17 protein-coding genes are annotated in these 15596 nt (G+C 68.4%); 6 read left to right on the top strand and 11 right to left on the bottom strand.

What is annotated here, in order from left to right; translation table 11 throughout:
* Nucleotides 1-30 precede the first annotated feature (30 nt).
* Genes AC4D2E_RS14415 through AC4D2E_RS14400 form a run of 4 tightly spaced genes read right to left on the bottom strand, consistent with a single transcriptional unit; the run spans nucleotide 31 to nucleotide 4835 of the window.
* Nucleotides 31-726 carry an LmeA family phospholipid-binding protein gene (locus tag AC4D2E_RS14415; RefSeq protein WP_490953058.1) on the bottom strand — a complete coding sequence of 232 codons (696 nt, stop codon included), beginning with the start codon at nucleotides 724-726 and terminating at the stop codon, nucleotides 31-33.
* Between the two features lie 60 nt (nucleotides 727-786).
* Nucleotides 787-2118 (bottom strand): phenylacetate--CoA ligase PaaK, encoded by a 1332-nt coding sequence (gene paaK, locus AC4D2E_RS14410; RefSeq protein ID WP_104167809.1) that lies wholly within the window; start codon nucleotides 2116-2118, stop codon nucleotides 787-789.
* 43 nt (nucleotides 2119-2161) lie between these two features.
* Entirely contained in the window at nucleotides 2162-2878 is a 717-nt protein-coding gene (locus AC4D2E_RS14405) for an IclR family transcriptional regulator (protein WP_490910264.1), read from the bottom strand.
* A gap of 28 nt (nucleotides 2879-2906) precedes the next feature.
* Nucleotides 2907-4835, bottom strand: coding sequence for an FAD-binding monooxygenase (locus AC4D2E_RS14400; RefSeq protein WP_490953057.1), 1929 nt, complete (start codon nucleotides 4833-4835; stop codon nucleotides 2907-2909).
* A 135-nt stretch (nucleotides 4836-4970) separates the two neighbouring features.
* On the opposite strand from AC4D2E_RS14400, the gene AC4D2E_RS14395 reads away from it, so the two are divergent.
* A complete protein-coding gene (locus AC4D2E_RS14395; protein ID WP_490953056.1) occupies nucleotides 4971-5696 on the top strand; it encodes a GAF and ANTAR domain-containing protein in 726 nt (241 codons plus the stop codon).
* A 15-nt stretch (nucleotides 5697-5711) separates the two neighbouring features.
* On the opposite strand, the gene AC4D2E_RS14390 is transcribed toward AC4D2E_RS14395, so the two are convergent.
* From AC4D2E_RS14390 to AC4D2E_RS14380, 3 genes are read right to left on the bottom strand one after another with little or no spacing between them, the layout of a single operon-like run.
* The gene (locus tag AC4D2E_RS14390) at nucleotides 5712-6434 is read right to left on the bottom strand and encodes a GAF and ANTAR domain-containing protein (protein ID WP_490953055.1); all 723 of its coding nucleotides are present in this window, start codon (nucleotides 6432-6434) and stop codon (nucleotides 5712-5714) included.
* Between the two features lie 43 nt (nucleotides 6435-6477).
* Nucleotides 6478-6624: a hypothetical protein gene (locus AC4D2E_RS14385; protein WP_490953054.1), complete on the bottom strand. Its 147-nt coding sequence runs from the start codon at nucleotides 6622-6624 to the stop codon at nucleotides 6478-6480.
* The gene (locus AC4D2E_RS14380) at nucleotides 6621-6848 is read right to left on the bottom strand and encodes a hypothetical protein (protein WP_490953053.1); all 228 of its coding nucleotides are present in this window, start codon (nucleotides 6846-6848) and stop codon (nucleotides 6621-6623) included. The genes AC4D2E_RS14385 and AC4D2E_RS14380 overlap by 4 nt, the downstream gene beginning before the upstream one ends.
* A gap of 510 nt (nucleotides 6849-7358) precedes the next feature.
* Here AC4D2E_RS14380 and AC4D2E_RS14375 point away from each other — a divergent pair.
* From AC4D2E_RS14375 to AC4D2E_RS14360, 4 genes are all read left to right on the top strand, one after another.
* Complete coding sequence (locus AC4D2E_RS14375) at nucleotides 7359-8048, top strand: GAF and ANTAR domain-containing protein (RefSeq protein WP_490910270.1); 690 nt, start codon at nucleotides 7359-7361, stop codon at nucleotides 8046-8048.
* Nucleotides 8049-8139: 91 nt separating this feature from the next.
* A complete protein-coding gene (locus tag AC4D2E_RS14370; protein WP_490953052.1) occupies nucleotides 8140-8823 on the top strand; it encodes a GAF domain-containing protein in 684 nt (227 codons plus the stop codon).
* Between the two features lie 213 nt (nucleotides 8824-9036).
* Nucleotides 9037-9717, top strand: a complete 681-nt coding sequence (locus AC4D2E_RS14365) for a GAF and ANTAR domain-containing protein (protein ID WP_490953051.1) — start codon at nucleotides 9037-9039, stop codon at nucleotides 9715-9717.
* Between the two features lie 26 nt (nucleotides 9718-9743).
* The gene (locus AC4D2E_RS14360) at nucleotides 9744-10457 is read left to right on the top strand and encodes a GAF and ANTAR domain-containing protein (RefSeq protein WP_490910273.1); all 714 of its coding nucleotides are present in this window, start codon (nucleotides 9744-9746) and stop codon (nucleotides 10455-10457) included.
* 58 nt (nucleotides 10458-10515) lie between these two features.
* Here the strand turns inward: AC4D2E_RS14360 and AC4D2E_RS14355 are convergent, their stop codons facing one another.
* The 4 genes from AC4D2E_RS14355 to AC4D2E_RS14340 form a co-directional block, all read right to left on the bottom strand.
* Nucleotides 10516-11163 (bottom strand): sensor histidine kinase, encoded by a 648-nt coding sequence (locus tag AC4D2E_RS14355; protein ID WP_490953050.1) that lies wholly within the window; start codon nucleotides 11161-11163, stop codon nucleotides 10516-10518.
* A 171-nt stretch (nucleotides 11164-11334) separates the two neighbouring features.
* Nucleotides 11335-11955: a TetR/AcrR family transcriptional regulator gene (locus AC4D2E_RS14350; RefSeq protein WP_490953049.1), complete on the bottom strand. Its 621-nt coding sequence runs from the start codon at nucleotides 11953-11955 to the stop codon at nucleotides 11335-11337.
* On the bottom strand, nucleotides 11948-12775 hold the full coding sequence (locus tag AC4D2E_RS14345) for an alpha/beta fold hydrolase (RefSeq protein ID WP_490953048.1): 828 nt from the start codon (nucleotides 12773-12775) through the stop codon (nucleotides 11948-11950). Before AC4D2E_RS14345 ends, AC4D2E_RS14350 begins: the two co-directional genes overlap by 8 nt.
* Before the next feature lie 56 nt (nucleotides 12776-12831).
* The gene (locus AC4D2E_RS14340; protein WP_490953047.1) at nucleotides 12832-13959 is read right to left on the bottom strand and encodes a hypothetical protein; all 1128 of its coding nucleotides are present in this window, start codon (nucleotides 13957-13959) and stop codon (nucleotides 12832-12834) included.
* Between the two features lie 216 nt (nucleotides 13960-14175).
* Here AC4D2E_RS14340 and AC4D2E_RS14335 point away from each other — a divergent pair, with 216 nt between their 5' ends.
* Nucleotides 14176-15489 (top strand): UDP-glucose dehydrogenase family protein, encoded by a 1314-nt coding sequence (locus tag AC4D2E_RS14335; RefSeq protein ID WP_490953046.1) that lies wholly within the window; start codon nucleotides 14176-14178, stop codon nucleotides 15487-15489.
* Nucleotides 15490-15596 lie beyond the last annotated feature (107 nt).

The raw sequence follows: 15596 nt of genomic DNA, 5'->3' as shown, positions 1-15596 counted from the left end.
GGCAGGAGGTCGGGCCGACCGGCGGCGGCCTCAGGGCGCGAGCGCGACGCCCTCACCGGTGAGGTTGGCACGGAACCCGTCGCCCTGGACGGCGACGTCCCGGAGCACGAGCCCCTCGGGCAGGCCCTCGATCTCGTGCTCGATCGTGACGAAGCGGCGGACGATTGCGGCGATCCCATCGGAGAGGAAGCCGGGGCCGCCGAGGTCGATCGAGCGCGGCTCCATGACGAGCCTGCCGTCCTCGACGTCGACGGTGCCGGTGGCGGTGACGGGGAGGTCCCGGCCCAGGGCTTGGACGGTGCGCACCACCGTGACCTGCCCGTCGTCGGCCGGGCGGACCACGGCGCCCCCGCCGAGCTCGGCGGCGACGGCGTCGAACGGCACCGTCGCGTCCACGGTGAGGCGCTCGGCGACCAACCCGGTCGGTCCGGTGACCACGCCCTGCCCGACGGCCCGGACATCCCGCAGGGTCGAGCCTGCAGCCACCACGGTCCCGGCGTCCAGCTCGAGATCGGCGAGCCAGACCTCGTCCTCGCCCAGTCCGGAAGGGGGCTCCGCCTGGGGCTCTTCCCGGGGCGGCGGTCCGGAGTCCGCGACCGCCGGCGCACCCCCGCCCGCGCCGGCCGGGCTGCTCGCCGCCCACCAGAGGACCACGACGGCGACCCCGAGGACGACGAGCATCCCCAGAGCACCGATCAGCCAGTCCCTCACGCGCGTCCACATCATCAGCACAGTCTGGTGGAGCGCCGCCTCGGACGCGAACCCCCGCTCCGGGACGGCCTGCCGTCAGCCGCGGGGCCGGAGGTCGTAGATCCGCCGGAGCTTGCCGCTGGAGCGCACGAGGGAGCCCTGCTCCACGACGGTGACGGCGCACGTGGAGCCGATGTGCGTCTTGACCTGGTGCCGGAGCTCGACGGCGGCCGCGGCGGCATCGGCGGCCGTGACGCCCTCGCGCGGTTCCACCTTGATGGTCAGCTGGTCCATCCGCTGGCCCTCGGGGCGCGTCAGTTCGAGCTGGAAGTGCGGGCTCAGGGCGGGGATGCGCAGCGTGAGCTCCTCGACCTGGGTGGGGAACAGGTTCACGCCGCGCACGATCACCATGTCATCGCTCCGCCCGGTGATGCGCTCCATGCGGCGCATGCCGGGCCGCGCGGTACCGGGCTGGAGGCGGGTCAGGTCGTGGGTGCGGTAGCGGATGATGGGCAGCGCCTCCTTGGTGAGGGACGTGAAGACGAGTTCTCCCGCCTGGCCGTCGCCCTGCACCTGCTCCGTGAAGGGGTCGATGATCTCGGGCCGGAAGTGGTCCTCCCAGATGTGCGAGCCGTCCTTGGACTCCACGCATTCGCCGGCGACGCCGGGGCCCATGACCTCGGACAGACCGTAGATGTCGCAGGCGTCGAATCCCGCGCGCCCCTCGAGTTCCTGCCGCATACCCTCCGTCCACGGCTCGGCGCCCAGCACTCCGGTCCTCAGGGACGTCGACGACGGGTCGATCCCGGCGGCGGCCATGGTGTCGAGGATGGTCAGCAGGTAGGTGGGTGTGGCGAGGATGGCGTCGGGTTCGAAGTCCCGGATGAGCTGCACCTGCCGCTCGGTCTGACCACCGGAGATGGGGATGACGGTGCAGCCCAGCCGCTCGGCGCCCGCGTGCGCCCCGAGGCCGCCCGTGAACAGCCCGTAGCCGTAGGCGTTGTGGACCTTCCAGCCGGCCTTCACGCCGGAGGCACGGAGCGAGCGCGCCACGAGGGACGCCCACCGGTCGAGGTCCCCCGCCGTGTAGCCGACGACGGTGGGCTGGCCCGTGGTGCCCGACGACGCGTGGATGCGGGCCACGCGCTCCTGCGGGACGGCGAACATGCCGAACGGGTAGGTGCTGCGCAGGTCCTCCTTGGTGGTGAAGGGGAACTTCGCGAGGTCGGCGAGCTCGCGCAGGTCCTCGGGGTGGACGCCGGCCTCGTCGAACTTCCGCCGGTACAGGGGCACCTGTGCGTAGGCGTGGGCGAGCGTGGCCTGCAGGCGGTCCAGCTGGACGGACTCCAGGTGGTCGCGGGACCACGTCTCCTCGACGTCGAGGGTGGCGGGATCCGCGGCGGACGCGCGGAGGGGGGTGGTGGTCATGGCTGGTCCTTCGCACGGAGGGGTATGGGGTGGTGGGGCCGTCTCACAGGACGGATCCGACGGCACGGGCCGCTGCGGCGACACGGGCGCCGATGGCCTCGACCGGCTGGTCGCTGCGGAGGTAGACGACGGCGAGCGCGGCCGGGAGCCTGCCGCGGACGTGCACGGGGGCGGCGACGGAACTGACGCCGGGGATCACCTCGTCCTGGCTCGTGGCGTACCCGGTGGCCGCCGCGATCCTGGATTCCTCCCGGTAGGGCGAGCCCGGCGCCAGGCGCTGCCAGTGGGCCTCGGTGAGGGCGGACTGGATGGCGATGCCGGGCGCCCCGGCGTCGAAGGGGTGGCGTGAGCCCGGCCGCTGGACCAGGGTGCCCTCGCCGTGCGGCGGTTCGACGGCGACGAGGGTGACGCAGTGGTGCCGGTCCCAGACCGCGATGAACGCCGTCATCTGCAGATCGGACGCCACCGCGGTGAGTTCGGGCAGCGCGGCGGTCTGCAGCCTGGGTGCCACGCCCCGGGCCAGGTTCGCGAGTCCCGGGCCGGCCTGGAAGCGGCCGCCGGCGTCCCGGACCACGAGCGAGTGTTCCTCGAGGGTGCGCAGGATCCGGTAGGCGATGGAGCGGTGCACCTCCAGCGCGCCCGCGATCTCCGCCGTCGTCAGTCCGTCCGGGGTCTCCGCGAGGATCTCCAGGGCCCGGATGCCCCGCGACAGGGTCTGGGAGGCGGGGGCCGACGGCGTTGCTCCTGCGGCGGCCGTCATGCCCGGGCCCGCCTGTGACATCCGCATGTCAGGCGAAGGCCCGTCCGGTGTCCGCCGCCCCGGGGCGGACCGCCCGGGAGGCCAGCAGCGGGGCGAAGAACGCGGCGAGGCCCGCCGTGTCGGCCAGTGGGAGCACGTGCGCCACGTACTGGTCGGGGCGGACGACGACGACGACGCCCGCGCGGTCCAGTCCGCGCAGGTCGAAGATGTCCGAGGCCGGATCGGCGGCGTACACCTTCTCGTAGTCGGTGAGCCCGAACGGCCCCACCGCCGGTGTGAACTCCGCCGGCACCCGCCCGAGGTCCACCTGCGTGTGGTCCTGCTGGTAGATCACCTTCAGGTCGAACCAGGCGTCCCGATCGGCGTCCGGGGGCGTGGCGGCGAGCGGCGAGTCGGGGTGCGTGCCGATCCAGTCGGCGAACGCCGCCACACCGGAGGACGCACCGGGCTCCGCCCCGTCGGCGAATACGTAGAGGCGCCACCGGCCGTCCGCCGTCGCGTGGTGACCGAGGTGCATCGGGACGCCGTCGCACACACGGACGACGGGCGCGGACTTGAAGCGCTTGCCGACGGGGAAGCCGGTGGCCAAGTCCTGGTGCGTGCCCTCGGCGATGAGCATCGACGGCGCGTACTGCGTCATGAAGCCCGCAGGGAACTCCATGGTCCTCACGTAGAAGTCCTCGAGTTCGGACGGGTCGGCGAACTCCTCCGGCTTGCGCGCCATGAGCGTCGACCATTCCTTGTCGAACGCGATGAGGTCCTTCGCGACGACCTGCCGTTCGGCCGAGTACGTGGCCAGCAGGGCCTCCGGGCTGCGGCCCTCGAGGACGTGCCCGAGTTTCCAGCCGAGGTTGAAACCGTCCTGCATGGACACGTTCATCCCCTGGCCCGCCTTGGCGCTGTGCGTGTGGCAGGCGTCGCCGGTGATGAAGACGCGCGGGGTGCGGGTGCCCACGCCCTCCGGCAGGACGTCGTCGAACCTGTCGGTGAGGCGATGGCCCACCTCGTACACGCTGTGCCAGGCGACGTTCCGCACGTCGAGGGTGTAGGGGCTGAGGATCGTGTTGGCCTTGGCGATGATCTGCTCGAGCGTCGTGGCCCGGACCGCGCCGTTGTCCGCCGGGTCCACCTCGCCGAGGTCCACGTACATGCGGAACAGGTGCCCGCCCTCCCTCGGGATCAGCAGGATGCTGCCGCCGGCCCCGGACTGGATGGCGCACTTGCGGCGGATGTCGGGGAAGTCGGTGACCGCGAGGGCATCCATCACGCCCCACGCGTGGTTGGCCTTGTCCCCGGCGAGGGTGCAGCCGATCGCCTGACGGACCTTGCTGCGCGCGCCGTCGGCCCCCACCACGTACCTGGCCCGCACCGTGCGCTCCGTACCGGCCCCCTCCCCCGCGGCGCGCGTGAGGGTGACCCGCACCGGGTAGTCCTGCTCGTCGTCGACCTCCAGTCCCGCGAGTTCGAAGCCGTAGTCGGGTTCCATGCGGGTCGGCGCGTTCTTCATGAACTCGGCGAAGTAGTCGAGCACTCGGGCCTGGTTGACGATCAGGTGCGGGAACTCGCTGATGCCGGTCGGATCGTCCTCGGGGCGGGCGGTGCGGACGATGCGCGAGGAGTCGGCGGGATCGGGCTTCCAGAAGGCCATCTCGACGATCCGGTACGCCTCGTCGATGATGCGGTGGGCGAACCCGAAGGCCTGGAACGTCTCGACGCTGCGGGCCTGGATGCCGTCGGCCTGGCCGATCGCGAGCCTGCCCGGGCGGCGTTCCACGATCCGGGTGGTGATGCCGGGGAACTGGGAGAGCTGTGCGGCGGCGATCATGCCGGCGGGTCCCGTGCCGATGATGAGGACGTCGACCTCGTCGGGGAGTTCCTGCGGACGGTCCAGTCCGACGCCGGCGGCCGGCTGGACGCGTGGGTCACCCGACACGTAGCCATGGTGGTGGAATTGCACGGGCTGGCCTCACTTCATCGTGGATGTGCCGTTCGCGGCGTTCGATAATCGAACGCCGCGTTCTTCTTTCGTAGGCCGATGGTAGCCCGGGCGGCGGCGGCACTCAATGGCGGGCTGTGGCGTAGGTTACTGATCATGCAGAACCGCAAGCGTCCGGACGCGGCCGATCCGCAGTCCCTGCTGCTCGAGGAACGGAACATCACGGACCTTATCGACCAGTTGTCGGTCCTCGGAGAACAGCTCTTCACCGACGACGAGTCGGTGCCGTGCGGACTGATGTCCCGGCGCGGGAATCGGCGCCTGAACGTCAAGAGCAGCTCGGACACAGCCACGGCCCTCAACGAGCTCCAGCACCATGTCGGAGAAGGACCATCGCTGGCCGCGATGACGAACCATGAGCTCGTGATCGTCGACGACGCACGACGCGACGGGCGGTGGCCCCGTTATTTCGGCTCCTCTGCGGCCACCGGGTTCGCGTCGATGCTGAGCGTTCCGCTGGAACTCGGACCAGAAGGACTCGCGACACTGAGCTTCTACGCCCGCCCGATCGGATACTTCACCTCCGAGTGGCAACGGGTCGCTGCGGTGTTCGCCTCCCAGGCCGGCGGGGCCCTCGAGATGGCGATGCGGGTGGCCCGCTACCAGGACGCCGCGGCCGATCTGTACTCGGCGATGGAGACGCGGACCAACATCGACATCGCGGTCGGGATCATCCTCGGCCAGAGCCGGTGCACCCAGAAGGAGGCCTTCGAGATGCTCCAACGGGCCTCCAATACCCGAGGCCGGAAACTCAGCGACGTCGCCCGCGATCTGATCGTGCAAGCCACGGGCACCACGCCCCACACCCATTTCACGAACTGACAGACGCTTCCAGCGTCAGTGGCCACCCGCGTCATCACGTCCACTGATCGCTATCGCCTGGTCCCGGACGGTGGTGCCCGTGCGGGCCGCCAGGTCGATGAGCTGCTGCATGGCCGTCTCCTTGTCGACGGCGTGGCGTTCCATGAGGATGCCACGAGCGATCCCCACGGCGTCCCGGCCGGCGAGCGCGGTCGTGCGCTCGTCACTCAGGCGTTGAGGGAGGTCGCTGGTCTGGATATGACCGAGCAGGGCTGCTGCGGATCGAGCGAGGCTCTGCAGGATCTTCCGGTCCGCGTCGGAGAACGCACCTGGGCTGTCCGAGTAGACCTTCATCGCACCCAACCGCCCCGGGTCCTTCGGCAGGGGCACGCTGAGGCAGGATCTGATTCCGCACCGGACGGCCGCTGCCCTCCACCTCTCCCACCGGAGGTCACGATGCGTATCGAGGATGTGGACGGGCGTGCCGGTCGCCCAGGCGCTCAGGCAGGGTCCTTCGCCCAACTCGTATTGCAGGTCGTCGACTTCGAGGACACCGTTGCTGGTGGCCCCGACACTCAGCCGCCGGCCGCCGCTGTCGAGGAGGCTCACACCCGCCCCGTCTGCTGACCGGATCACGGCGAAAGCGACCTCCGCGAGGCCGTCGACGGCGTCGTGGGCGGTCTGCTCCGTCAGGAGGCGGCCCCGGGTGCGCCCCGGGACCCCAGGCACCGGGGAGGGCGGAGGCGGTGTGGTGACCATGGGTTGCCGACCGATCGTTGACACGGGGACGCTGTCCCCGCCGTTAGTGGGTGAAGTGGGTGACGGGCTGCTGCGGGTCGTACGCGCTGACGATCCGTTCCTCGTCCTCGAGATCAAGGGGCACCGTCACGCGTGAGCCGATACCCATGGCTTTCCCCGCAGCCCGGCCGGCGGCCTGACGCATGATCATCGCCCGAACCTCGACGGTCCCGCTGCGGGCTGGGGGTGGACCGGCCCGCCGTCGTACTGCCGGATCGCGGCATTGCCATAGCCGCTGATGGCATCCTCCGTGAGATCCTCGAGGCGGGCGAGCCCGAGAACCTCGAGGATGAGGTGGACGTGCCCCTCGACGGCGCGCAGGGGCAGGTTGAGCACCCGGGCAACGTGCTGGCCGGTCAGACCGCAGGCGATCATCGCCGCAATCGATTCCTGCCGATCTGTCAGGACGGGTCGCCGAGCGGATTGCACGGGTCCACTACCGTGCTTCGACACGGACGAGATGAAACCGGGCGATGGGGGCCCTGAAGTGTGGGCAGGCGACATGTCGGGACTCCTTGACGGCAGAGAGAGCGTGGTGCCACCAGGGTCCGGGGTGTCAGCTTCAAGACTCCGCCATGCCCGCGTCTTCGTCAATCAGCGTGTCCGACCCGACGGCGATTGTTGTGGCCGCAGGGGGTGTGCACTGGGATACTGGGCGTTCAAGCCCTTGGACGGGAAGGCCGGGTTATGGTGGGGTCAGTTCTACGTGAATTCAGTGATCGTCGGCGGATTGTTGAGGGGCTTTCAGAACGATGAGTGTGCCTGCGGCCGTAGGGCCACAGCCAACGATCCGAGACCTGCCATGAAGACCGTATCCCCAGTCCTCCACCCGTGCGTCCGAAGCACCGGACGACGCTTCCCGCCCCTCGCCCCGGGCGGGTGCGCGTGTTGAACCTCCCCGGCGATGACGACCTGTGTGCGGTGTTCCTGTCGGAGCTGCCGGTGACAGGCGCTGCTATCTCGATCTTCGTCGGAACGGCGAACGAGACCCGCATGGGTGCGACGGATGACCGAGCGATCGCCTTGGACGAGGCGCAGTTCTCGGTCGGAGAAGGGCCACGATGGGATGCGATGCGGACCCGTGCGCCCGTGATCGTTCCGGATACACGCGCCGCTCACCTAGAATGGCCGGCTCTCGGCACCGCCCTTGCCGATGCGGGGGCGGCTGCTGTCTTCGTTCTGCCCTTGATCGTCGGCGCCGTCAATATCGGTGTCGTGGAGATGTATCACACCCGTCCAGGATCACTCAGCGCCCCGACACTCCTTCATGCGCAGACGCTGACCAGCACGACGTCCTGGGCCCTGATGCACTCCATCCTCGACGAGGGTCGCCGCAACCCGGGAGCGATGACGGAGTCCGAGCCGCTCGCGCGTCGGGAGATCCACCAGGCCACGGGAATGATCCTCGTGCAGGCAGACGTGTCGGCCGCAGAGGCTCTCATGCTGTTGCGCGCACACGCTTTCGCCCACGAACAAACCCTCGCAGAGGCGGCACAGGCAGTCATCAACCGAAGTCTCACCTTCGCGGCGGAACCGGATGCTGTGTCGGACAGTGCCGGCAGTGAGGAACACTGATGAAAGTACTTCCCTATCCCCGCCACCAGGGCGACGATACGAAGCAGTGCCGGAGGGCAGAACAATGGTGACCCGATCGAGACCCGAAAAAGTGAGCACCGCGTTCGTCAAGCTCGCCGATACCCTGGTCGCCGACTACGACGTCCTCGACATGCTCCACACTCTCGCCGAGGAATGCGTCGATCTCCTGCAGGTCGATCAGGTAGGCCTCCTGTTTGCCGGCCCTCATGGAGACCTCCAGGTCGTGGCGTCGACCAGCGAACAGTCGGAACTCGTCGAGATCCTCCAGCTGCAGGCCGGAGAAGGCCCCTGCATCGAGTGCTACCACACCGGATCCGTCGTCACGATCGCTGATATCGCCGCTCTCGACAAGTGGCCGGCCTTCCAGCAGGCTGCCCTCCGGCAGGGTTTCGCGTCCGTCCATGTCGTTCCCCTGCGCATCCACGAGCGGGTCATCGGCGCCATGGGGCTCTTCGGCTCCGCAACCGGTGACCTGGAGCAGGAGGATGCCGTGATCGCCCAGGCGCTGGCATCCGTGGCCACGATCAGCCTCCTGCAGGAGCGAACGATCCGGGAAAGCCAGATCGTGAACGATCAACTGCAGAGGGCGCTGAACAGCAGGATCATGATCGAGCAGGCCAAGGGTGTCATCGCCCAGATCTCCACGGTCACCATGGACGAAGCATTCAGTCGCCTGCGCAATCACGCCCGCTCCACGCACCAGACCCTCAATGACACCAGCCAGCAGGTCATCGACCGCACCCTGGTTCTCTGAAGCCGCACTCGGACCACCTTCCCCGGCGGAAACGAGTGCGGTCGGCCCTGATCGCGGCTCCGGTGGGCGGCTACACTTGTGCCACTAGTTTCACCGGGACCGCTGACGGGCCCGCATGATCCGCCCTTCAACTGTTCGCATTATCCGCGGAAAGGGTCAGGAAGATGCTGCGCTCGCGTTACCTTCCACCGCCCCGGGCCAGGTGATGCACCCGTGACCGCGAACGAATCACTCGGGCTGGATCAGCTGTGTTCGGCTCTGTGCACCTCGTTCATCGAGGCGATACCGGTGTCGGGCGCTGCCCTGTCGGCATTCAGCGGATCCGCCCGGGAGACGATGCTGGGGGCCAGCGACGAGCTCGCAGCCCGGCTCGACGAGCTCCAGTTCGATCTCGGGGAAGGCCCTCGGTGGGAAGCCGCCCGCTCCCGGACGCCCGTCCTCCTCCCCTATGTGCGCTCGATGACCCACGAGAAGTGGCCGGTCTTCGGAAAAGCGCTGACCGACACCGAGGTGCAGGCCCTGTTCGTCTTCCCGCTGGTCATCGGAGCCCTGGACGTGGGGGTCGTGGAGCTCTACCGGACCACCCCGGGCGAGCTGAGCCACTCCGAGCTGGTCGAGGCAGGCGTGCTCGCCGACGGGGCCGCCTGGAGTCTGCTGCGCCGCATCCTCGTCCCCGACGATGAGGACGACCCCGAAGCAGGGCTGACACCCTCCCGCCGTGAGATCCATCAGGCGACGGGTATGGTGCTCGCCCAGACCGGGGGGACGGCGGCCGATGCCCTGCTGCTGCTCCGAGGGCATGCCTTCGCGAACGGACAGACGGTACGGGAGACCTCCGGCGCCGTCCTCGACCGGCGGCTGGACTTCTCACCTCCGTTCGAATCTATGAAATGAACCTGAGGAGGCCTACCGTGGGCTTCATGGAATCCACCACCCGGGCAAGCCGGGTCAGTGCCGCGTTCGTCAGGATCGCGGACACTCTGGTCGATGAATACGATGTGCTGGACCTCCTGCACACGCTCGTCGACGAATGCGTAGGACTGCTCGACGCGACCGCTGCCGGGCTGATGCTCGCCGGCCCGGACGGTGTACTGCAGGTGCTCGCGTCCACCAGCGAGGAAAGCCGTCTCATCGAAGTCCTGCAGCAGGAGACCGGGGCCGGCCCGTGCGTGGAGTGTTACGTCACCGGGGTACCCATCACCATCCGTGACATCGCCGGGACCGGAGACCGGTGGCCGAGGTTCAAGGACGCGGCCGCGACCCAGGGCTTCCAGTCCGTGCATGCCTTTCCCCTGCGCGTGCGCGGCAAGACCATCGGTGCCATGAACCTGTTCCGCACCGAGACCGGTGAACTGAGCGAGGAGGACGTGGCCATCGGCCAGGCCCTGGCCGATGTGTCGACGATCAGCATCCTGCAGGAACGCTCCATCCGGGAATCCGCGATCGTCAACGACCAGTTGCAGCGGGCCCTGAACAGCCGGATCCTCGTCGAGCAGGCCAAGGGGGTGATCTCCCAGATCTCGAACGTCTCCACGAACGAAGCCTTCGAACGTCTGCGGACCTACGCCCGATCCCACAGGACCAGTCTGACCGACACGGCCGAAGCAGTGCTGCGGCGCACCCTCACCCTCTGACCACCAGCAGTCCTGTCGGACCGCCGACCGCGCAACCGGCGTCGCGGTTTCCTGCCGCTCAGCGGCAGCGCAGGGGCACGACGAGGAGGACGCGCGTTCCCTCGCCGAGGGAGCTCGAGACCGAGAGCGTGCCGCCGCAGAGTTCGGCGTGGTGCCGCATCGCCGTCGGGCCCCGGCCGGATACCAGCTCGGCGGACCCTGAGCCGTCGTCGGTGATTCCCAGCTCGAGATGATCCTGAACGGCCCGCAGGGTGATGGTGATGCAGTGCGCTGCAGCGTCCCGGAACGCACGGCACAGGCCTTCCCGGAGGACTCCCTGCACATGTTCGGCCACGCCGGGGTCGACAGCGATGTCGAGGGGCCCGGAAAGGCGCAACTCGGGCTGGAGAGCATGATCCCGGGCCATGGCCGCGACGAGGGCCAGGATACCGGCGCTGAAGGTCGGCGGGGGCGATCGGAGGGAGTGGATGGTACGGCGCAGGTCCCCGATCGCGGCATCCAGTTCGGCGCCCACGACGCTGATGCGTTCGAGGGCCTCACGGTCCGAGAGGTGTCTGCGCAGGCCCTGGATGCGCAGGCCCGCCGCGAACAGGCGTTGGATGACCTGGTCATTCTGCTGGACCATCCGCTCGGACCCGGCATCACCCGTCGGCCACGTCGGCGCGAGACGGGATGAAGGGGGTCGTGAATCGACGACGGAGGACATGATGGGCTCCTTGGCGGCTGGGAAGTGATCGTGCCACCAGGGTCCGGGGTGTCTGATACAAGACTCCGCCGCGCCCGCCCCGAGGTCAAGGAGTGTCGCATCCACCGCCCGGACCACGCATTGGTTGTCCGATCCGCTATCGGGGCGTCCCGGAGGTCGCCGGCGGGATGCTCATGATTCTCCCGTTCCTCGGTGGTCGACTGTCGGACTGGCCTCCAGGAGGGTCGGACCGGTCCACTGCGTGAGGGCGACGGTGAACCCGTGGACGAGGCGCTCGAAGCTGCGGTCGACATTCGCGCTCATGGCGAATGATCCCGTGGTCTCGAAGGAGACGAAGCCGTGCAGGGCGGAGCGCAGGGCGCGGATCGCGTCGACGGCGTCGTCGCCCGCCAGGTCGTAGGCGGCGAGGACGTCGGCGATGATCCGGACGCCGGCGAGTGAGACGGCCTCGTCCTCGATGTCGCCGGGAGAGGGCATCCGCTGGGAGGCTTCGTAGCGGGCGGGGTGGTCGCGCGCCCAGTCGCGGTACGCATGGGACATGGCGTGGATGGCGACGGCGCCGGACCGACCGACAGCGGCACGGGCCAGGACCTCGCCGAGTTCGCGCTTCGCGTGGACCGAGAGATCCCGATGCAGTCCTGCCATCGAATCGATGTGCTTGTAGAGCGATGGTTGGCGGATGCCGAGCCGTCCGGCCAGCGCGGCGAGCGTCAACCGATGGAGGCCCACTTCGTCGATCATGAGCGCAGCCTCCTCCACCACGCGATCGCGGGAGAGCCCGGCCCTAGGCATGCTGCACGGTCTCGAGGAAGCGGAGGATGGCGTCCGAGGTCACTGCGGGCCGCTGCGCCTGGGGGTAGTGCCCGGCTTCGGCGACCATGACGACCTCCGCACGAAGAGCATCACCGACGAAGCGGGCTTCGGCCGCGGGATCCTTGAAGTCGGGGTCCTTCTCACCCATGACCACCATCGTCGGGGCGGTCACCGAGCCGAGCTTCGCCTCGGCGGGATCGTGATCGGTCTGCCGGGTGGTGAGCGAGAAGGCCCTGCCATAGGGCTTGCGCTTGAGGCTCGTCACCACCGCCTTGCGGTATTCCTCGAAATCGTCCGGCTTGCGGCCGGCATAGAGGGTGGGCATATAGCTCTTCCACACGACCGCGACCCACGGCGGGGCCATCATGGTGCGGAACATGGCCCGCGTGAAGGCATTGGACGGAGGGTTGCGCACGAACGGGCCGATCAGCACCAGGCCATCGACCCGGTGAGGGTGCTCGGCTGCGACGATGACCGCGGAACCGGCGGCCAGGGAGTTGCCGACGATGACCGCCGACCCGCCGAGCTGCTCGATCAGCGCCTGGACATCGCCGGCCGTCTCGACATCGCCGTAGGAGGAGAAGGTGGTGTCGCTGTCACCGTGACCGCGAAGGTCGGTGCTCGCCACCGAGTAACCAGCGGCGACGAGCACCGGCGCCAGGAAGCGATAGGAGGAGCGCAACTCCCCCATACCTGGTACGAGGACGAGGAGCGGACCTGAACCCTGAAGGTCGTACGCCACGCGCCCCTCGGGTCGGATGAGGTACTGGGTGGGAGGTGTGGAAGTAGAAGAGGTCATGCGGCTAGTGTGTATCCCTAATAGGCTATAGTCAATAGCTTTAATGGCCTGGAGCTCTAGGGTTCGTCGATGACCTCGCCGATGTACTGGATGGTGAGGACCGGCGAGCTCATCTCGTCGGTGCCGGCGACCAGCGCGACATACACCTGCTGGTCCTCGAAGCCGACGGCGATGTAGTCGAAGCTCTTCCAGGTGGGGTGTTCCGCAGCGCCGTGCCAGGCCGGGTGGAGCAGCAGGTCCTCCCACTCGGACTCCGGCGGCAGGCCGTCCAGCCCGAGGGCTGCGACGACCGAGTGCTCGACGGCGACCGGGCAGAGGAAGTACTGGCGGGACGCGTACGGGCTGATGTCGATCAGGGCGCCCTCGGCGAGGGCCTTCTGCCGGGCCGGGCCCGGGTGCTTCTCGGGGATCTCGTGACTGAGCTGGTGCTCGAGCAGGTCGACCTGCTCCGTGTTGGGCATCCCCTCAGGATGCAGATAGGGGTTGACCCGCGATGCCGGGTCCCGAGGCACGAACCAGGCAGGGGCTGTCAGCTCCTTGCCTTCCGGTGCCGGCAGGTACGCCTCCTCGAGCATGGCGGTCTCGTCGAGCAGCCCGATGATCAGTCGATCCAGGTTCACGGCTCCCAGGCCGGCGCCGTACTCGATGTCTGCATGGCGCACGCCCTTCTTCGCGAAGCAGTAGGCCGCGAGTTCATGCGCGAACGTGCGGGGACCCTCCCAGCCGAGTTCGAAGTCCGAGGCCACCTCGGCCGCGACGACGGCGAAGCGCTGCAGGAAGCCGGACGTGTAGTAGCGCCGGAACGCCGGCGGCAACATGTCCACGATCTGCGCCCCAGCGGAAGCGATGTACTCCTGCACATCGCCGCCCGCAACCTCCAGGGTGCGCAGGGCGAAGAAGTCCTCGAAGATCCCGCCCAGGACGATCGGGATCGACTGCCTCAGGGATCCGCGGAGCAGTTGCGCGAGGACCAGCTCCTTCAACCGGTCCTCGGGGGACTCGTAGTTGGATGCCGGCAGCCGGCCGTCCTCGTCGAGCTGCATGCGCCCGATGCCGGCACCCTGCAACTCCGGGCCGCCGAAGTAGCCGAAGAGGGTCAGATGCACGCCCTCGAGCTTCCGGCCCTCATTGATCAGGTCGATCTGCCCGGGGGTCATGTTGTGCGGGTCGATCTCCGGTGCCACGGCTCTCCTCGGTCGACGGTGGCGCCAGACTAGCAGCGACGCCTCCCCGGTGTTCCGTCACGCCGGTGAGGATGAGAACCTTCTCATCGACGGCTCATCGTGACCTTACGTCCGGGTGACTGAATGGAGACTTCCAGAGGATCAGCACTCGGTCAGGACATGAGTGCTGCCCTTCCATGATCCGCAGGTCTCTGCGCGCACATCAGGAGGACCAGCATGCGTATTTCTGTCATCGGTTGCGGATACCTCGGGGCCGTCCATGCCGTGTGCATGGCCAAGCTCGGCCACGACGTAGTAGGCATCGACGTCGACCCCCGCAGGATCGGCGAGCTCCAAGCGGGGCGTGCCCCGTTCTTCGAACCGGGGCTGTCCGAACTTCTCGACGAGATCCTGACGACCGGCCGGTTGAAGTTCAGCTCCAGCATGGCCGATGCGGCGGGAGCGGAAGTGCATTTCCTCTGCATCGGAACACCGCAGCGAAAGGGCGAGTATGCGGCGGACCTGCACCACGTGGAGAGCGCCTTCGCGTCGCTGCTCGATTCCCTCGAGCCGGGCAATCTCATCGTCGGCAAGTCCACGGTCCCGGTGGGCACCGCGGCCCGCCTGGCGGACGACCTCTCGCGGCGGTACCCCGACGCCGACCTCGCGTGGAACCCCGAGTTCCTCCGTGAAGGATTCGCCATCAACGACACGCTGTCCCCTGACCGTTTCGTGTACGGCCTCCCGGAGGGCGAGGCCGGCATGCGCGCCACCCGACTGCTCGACACCGTGTACGCCACACCCCTGTCGACGGGCACCCCGCGTCTATGCTCCGACTACGCCACTGCCGAGCTGGTCAAAGCCGCAGCGAATTCGTTCCTCGCCACGAAGATCTCCTTCATCAACGCCATGGCCGAAGTGTGCGAGGTCACCGGCGCGGACATAACACTCCTTGCCGACGCCATCGGTATCGACGATCGGATCGGTCGGAAGTTCCTGAACGCCGGCATCGGCTTCGGCGGTGGCTGCCTCCCCAAGGACATCAGGGCCTTCATGGCACGCGCCGGCGAGCTGGGCGCCGATCAAGCGCTCACCTTCCTCCGTGAAGTGGATGACATCAATGTCCGGCGTCGCATCCGCACCGTCGAGCTCACCCGCACGCTGGTGGGAGGCTCGCTCCTCGGGAAGCGCCTGACGGTGCTCGGAGCGGCGTTCAAACCCGACAGCGACGACGTCCGCGATTCCCCTGCCCTCAGCATCGCCGCACAACTGCAATTGCAGGGCGCGGAGGTCACCGTCACCGACCCCGAGGCGATCGACGGTGCACGGCGCCGCTTCCCGGAGCTCCTGTACGAGGAGGACCTGCCGCGTGCCATGCAGGACGCCGACGCCCTGCTGCTGCTCACCGAATGGGAGGAGTATCGCAACCTCACCCCGGGAGCGGCCGCCGCATCGGTGGGCACGAAGAACATCCTGGACGGCCGCAACGTCCTGGAGCCCGCTACGTGGCGTCGCGCAGGCTGGAACTACAAGGGAATCGGCAGGCCGTAGACCATCGCCGTGGCACCGGCGTGAGCCGTGCGAAAGATGAGAACTCCCTCATGCACCCATCATGCGCGGCTCATGCGGGACTGACGTACTGATATCTCCACCATCCC

It is taken from the genome of Arthrobacter sp. TJ-265, assembly GCF_058269135.1.
Note: the sequence above shows the minus strand (reverse complement) of the source record. Positions and strands in the feature narration are given on the sequence as shown.

Excerpts from the sequence above, each read along its gene's own strand:
- AC4D2E_RS14415 (WP_490953058.1), bottom strand. The coding sequence starts at position 726 with ATGATGTGGACGCGCGTGAGGGACTGGCTGATCGGTGCTCTGGGGATG.
- paaK (WP_104167809.1), bottom strand. The coding sequence starts at position 2,118 with ATGACCACCACCCCCCTCCGCGCGTCCGCCGCGGATCCCGCCACCCTC.
- AC4D2E_RS14405 (WP_490910264.1), bottom strand. The coding sequence starts at position 2,878 with ATGACGGCCGCCGCAGGAGCAACGCCGTCGGCCCCCGCCTCCCAGACC.
- AC4D2E_RS14395 (WP_490953056.1), top strand. The coding sequence starts at position 4,971 with ATGCAGAACCGCAAGCGTCCGGACGCGGCCGATCCGCAGTCCCTGCTG.
- AC4D2E_RS14390 (WP_490953055.1), bottom strand. The coding sequence starts at position 6,434 with ATGGTCACCACACCGCCTCCGCCCTCCCCGGTGCCTGGGGTCCCGGGG.
- AC4D2E_RS14385 (WP_490953054.1), bottom strand. The coding sequence starts at position 6,624 with ATGATCATGCGTCAGGCCGCCGGCCGGGCTGCGGGGAAAGCCATGGGT.
- AC4D2E_RS14380 (WP_490953053.1), bottom strand. The coding sequence starts at position 6,848 with ATGATCGCCTGCGGTCTGACCGGCCAGCACGTTGCCCGGGTGCTCAAC.
- AC4D2E_RS14360 (WP_490910273.1), top strand. The coding sequence starts at position 9,744 with ATGGAATCCACCACCCGGGCAAGCCGGGTCAGTGCCGCGTTCGTCAGG.
- AC4D2E_RS14355 (WP_490953050.1), bottom strand. The coding sequence starts at position 11,163 with ATGTCCTCCGTCGTCGATTCACGACCCCCTTCATCCCGTCTCGCGCCG.
- AC4D2E_RS14350 (WP_490953049.1), bottom strand. The coding sequence starts at position 11,955 with ATGCCTAGGGCCGGGCTCTCCCGCGATCGCGTGGTGGAGGAGGCTGCG.
- AC4D2E_RS14345 (WP_490953048.1), bottom strand. The coding sequence starts at position 12,775 with ATGACCTCTTCTACTTCCACACCTCCCACCCAGTACCTCATCCGACCC.
- AC4D2E_RS14335 (WP_490953046.1), top strand. The coding sequence starts at position 14,176 with ATGCGTATTTCTGTCATCGGTTGCGGATACCTCGGGGCCGTCCATGCC.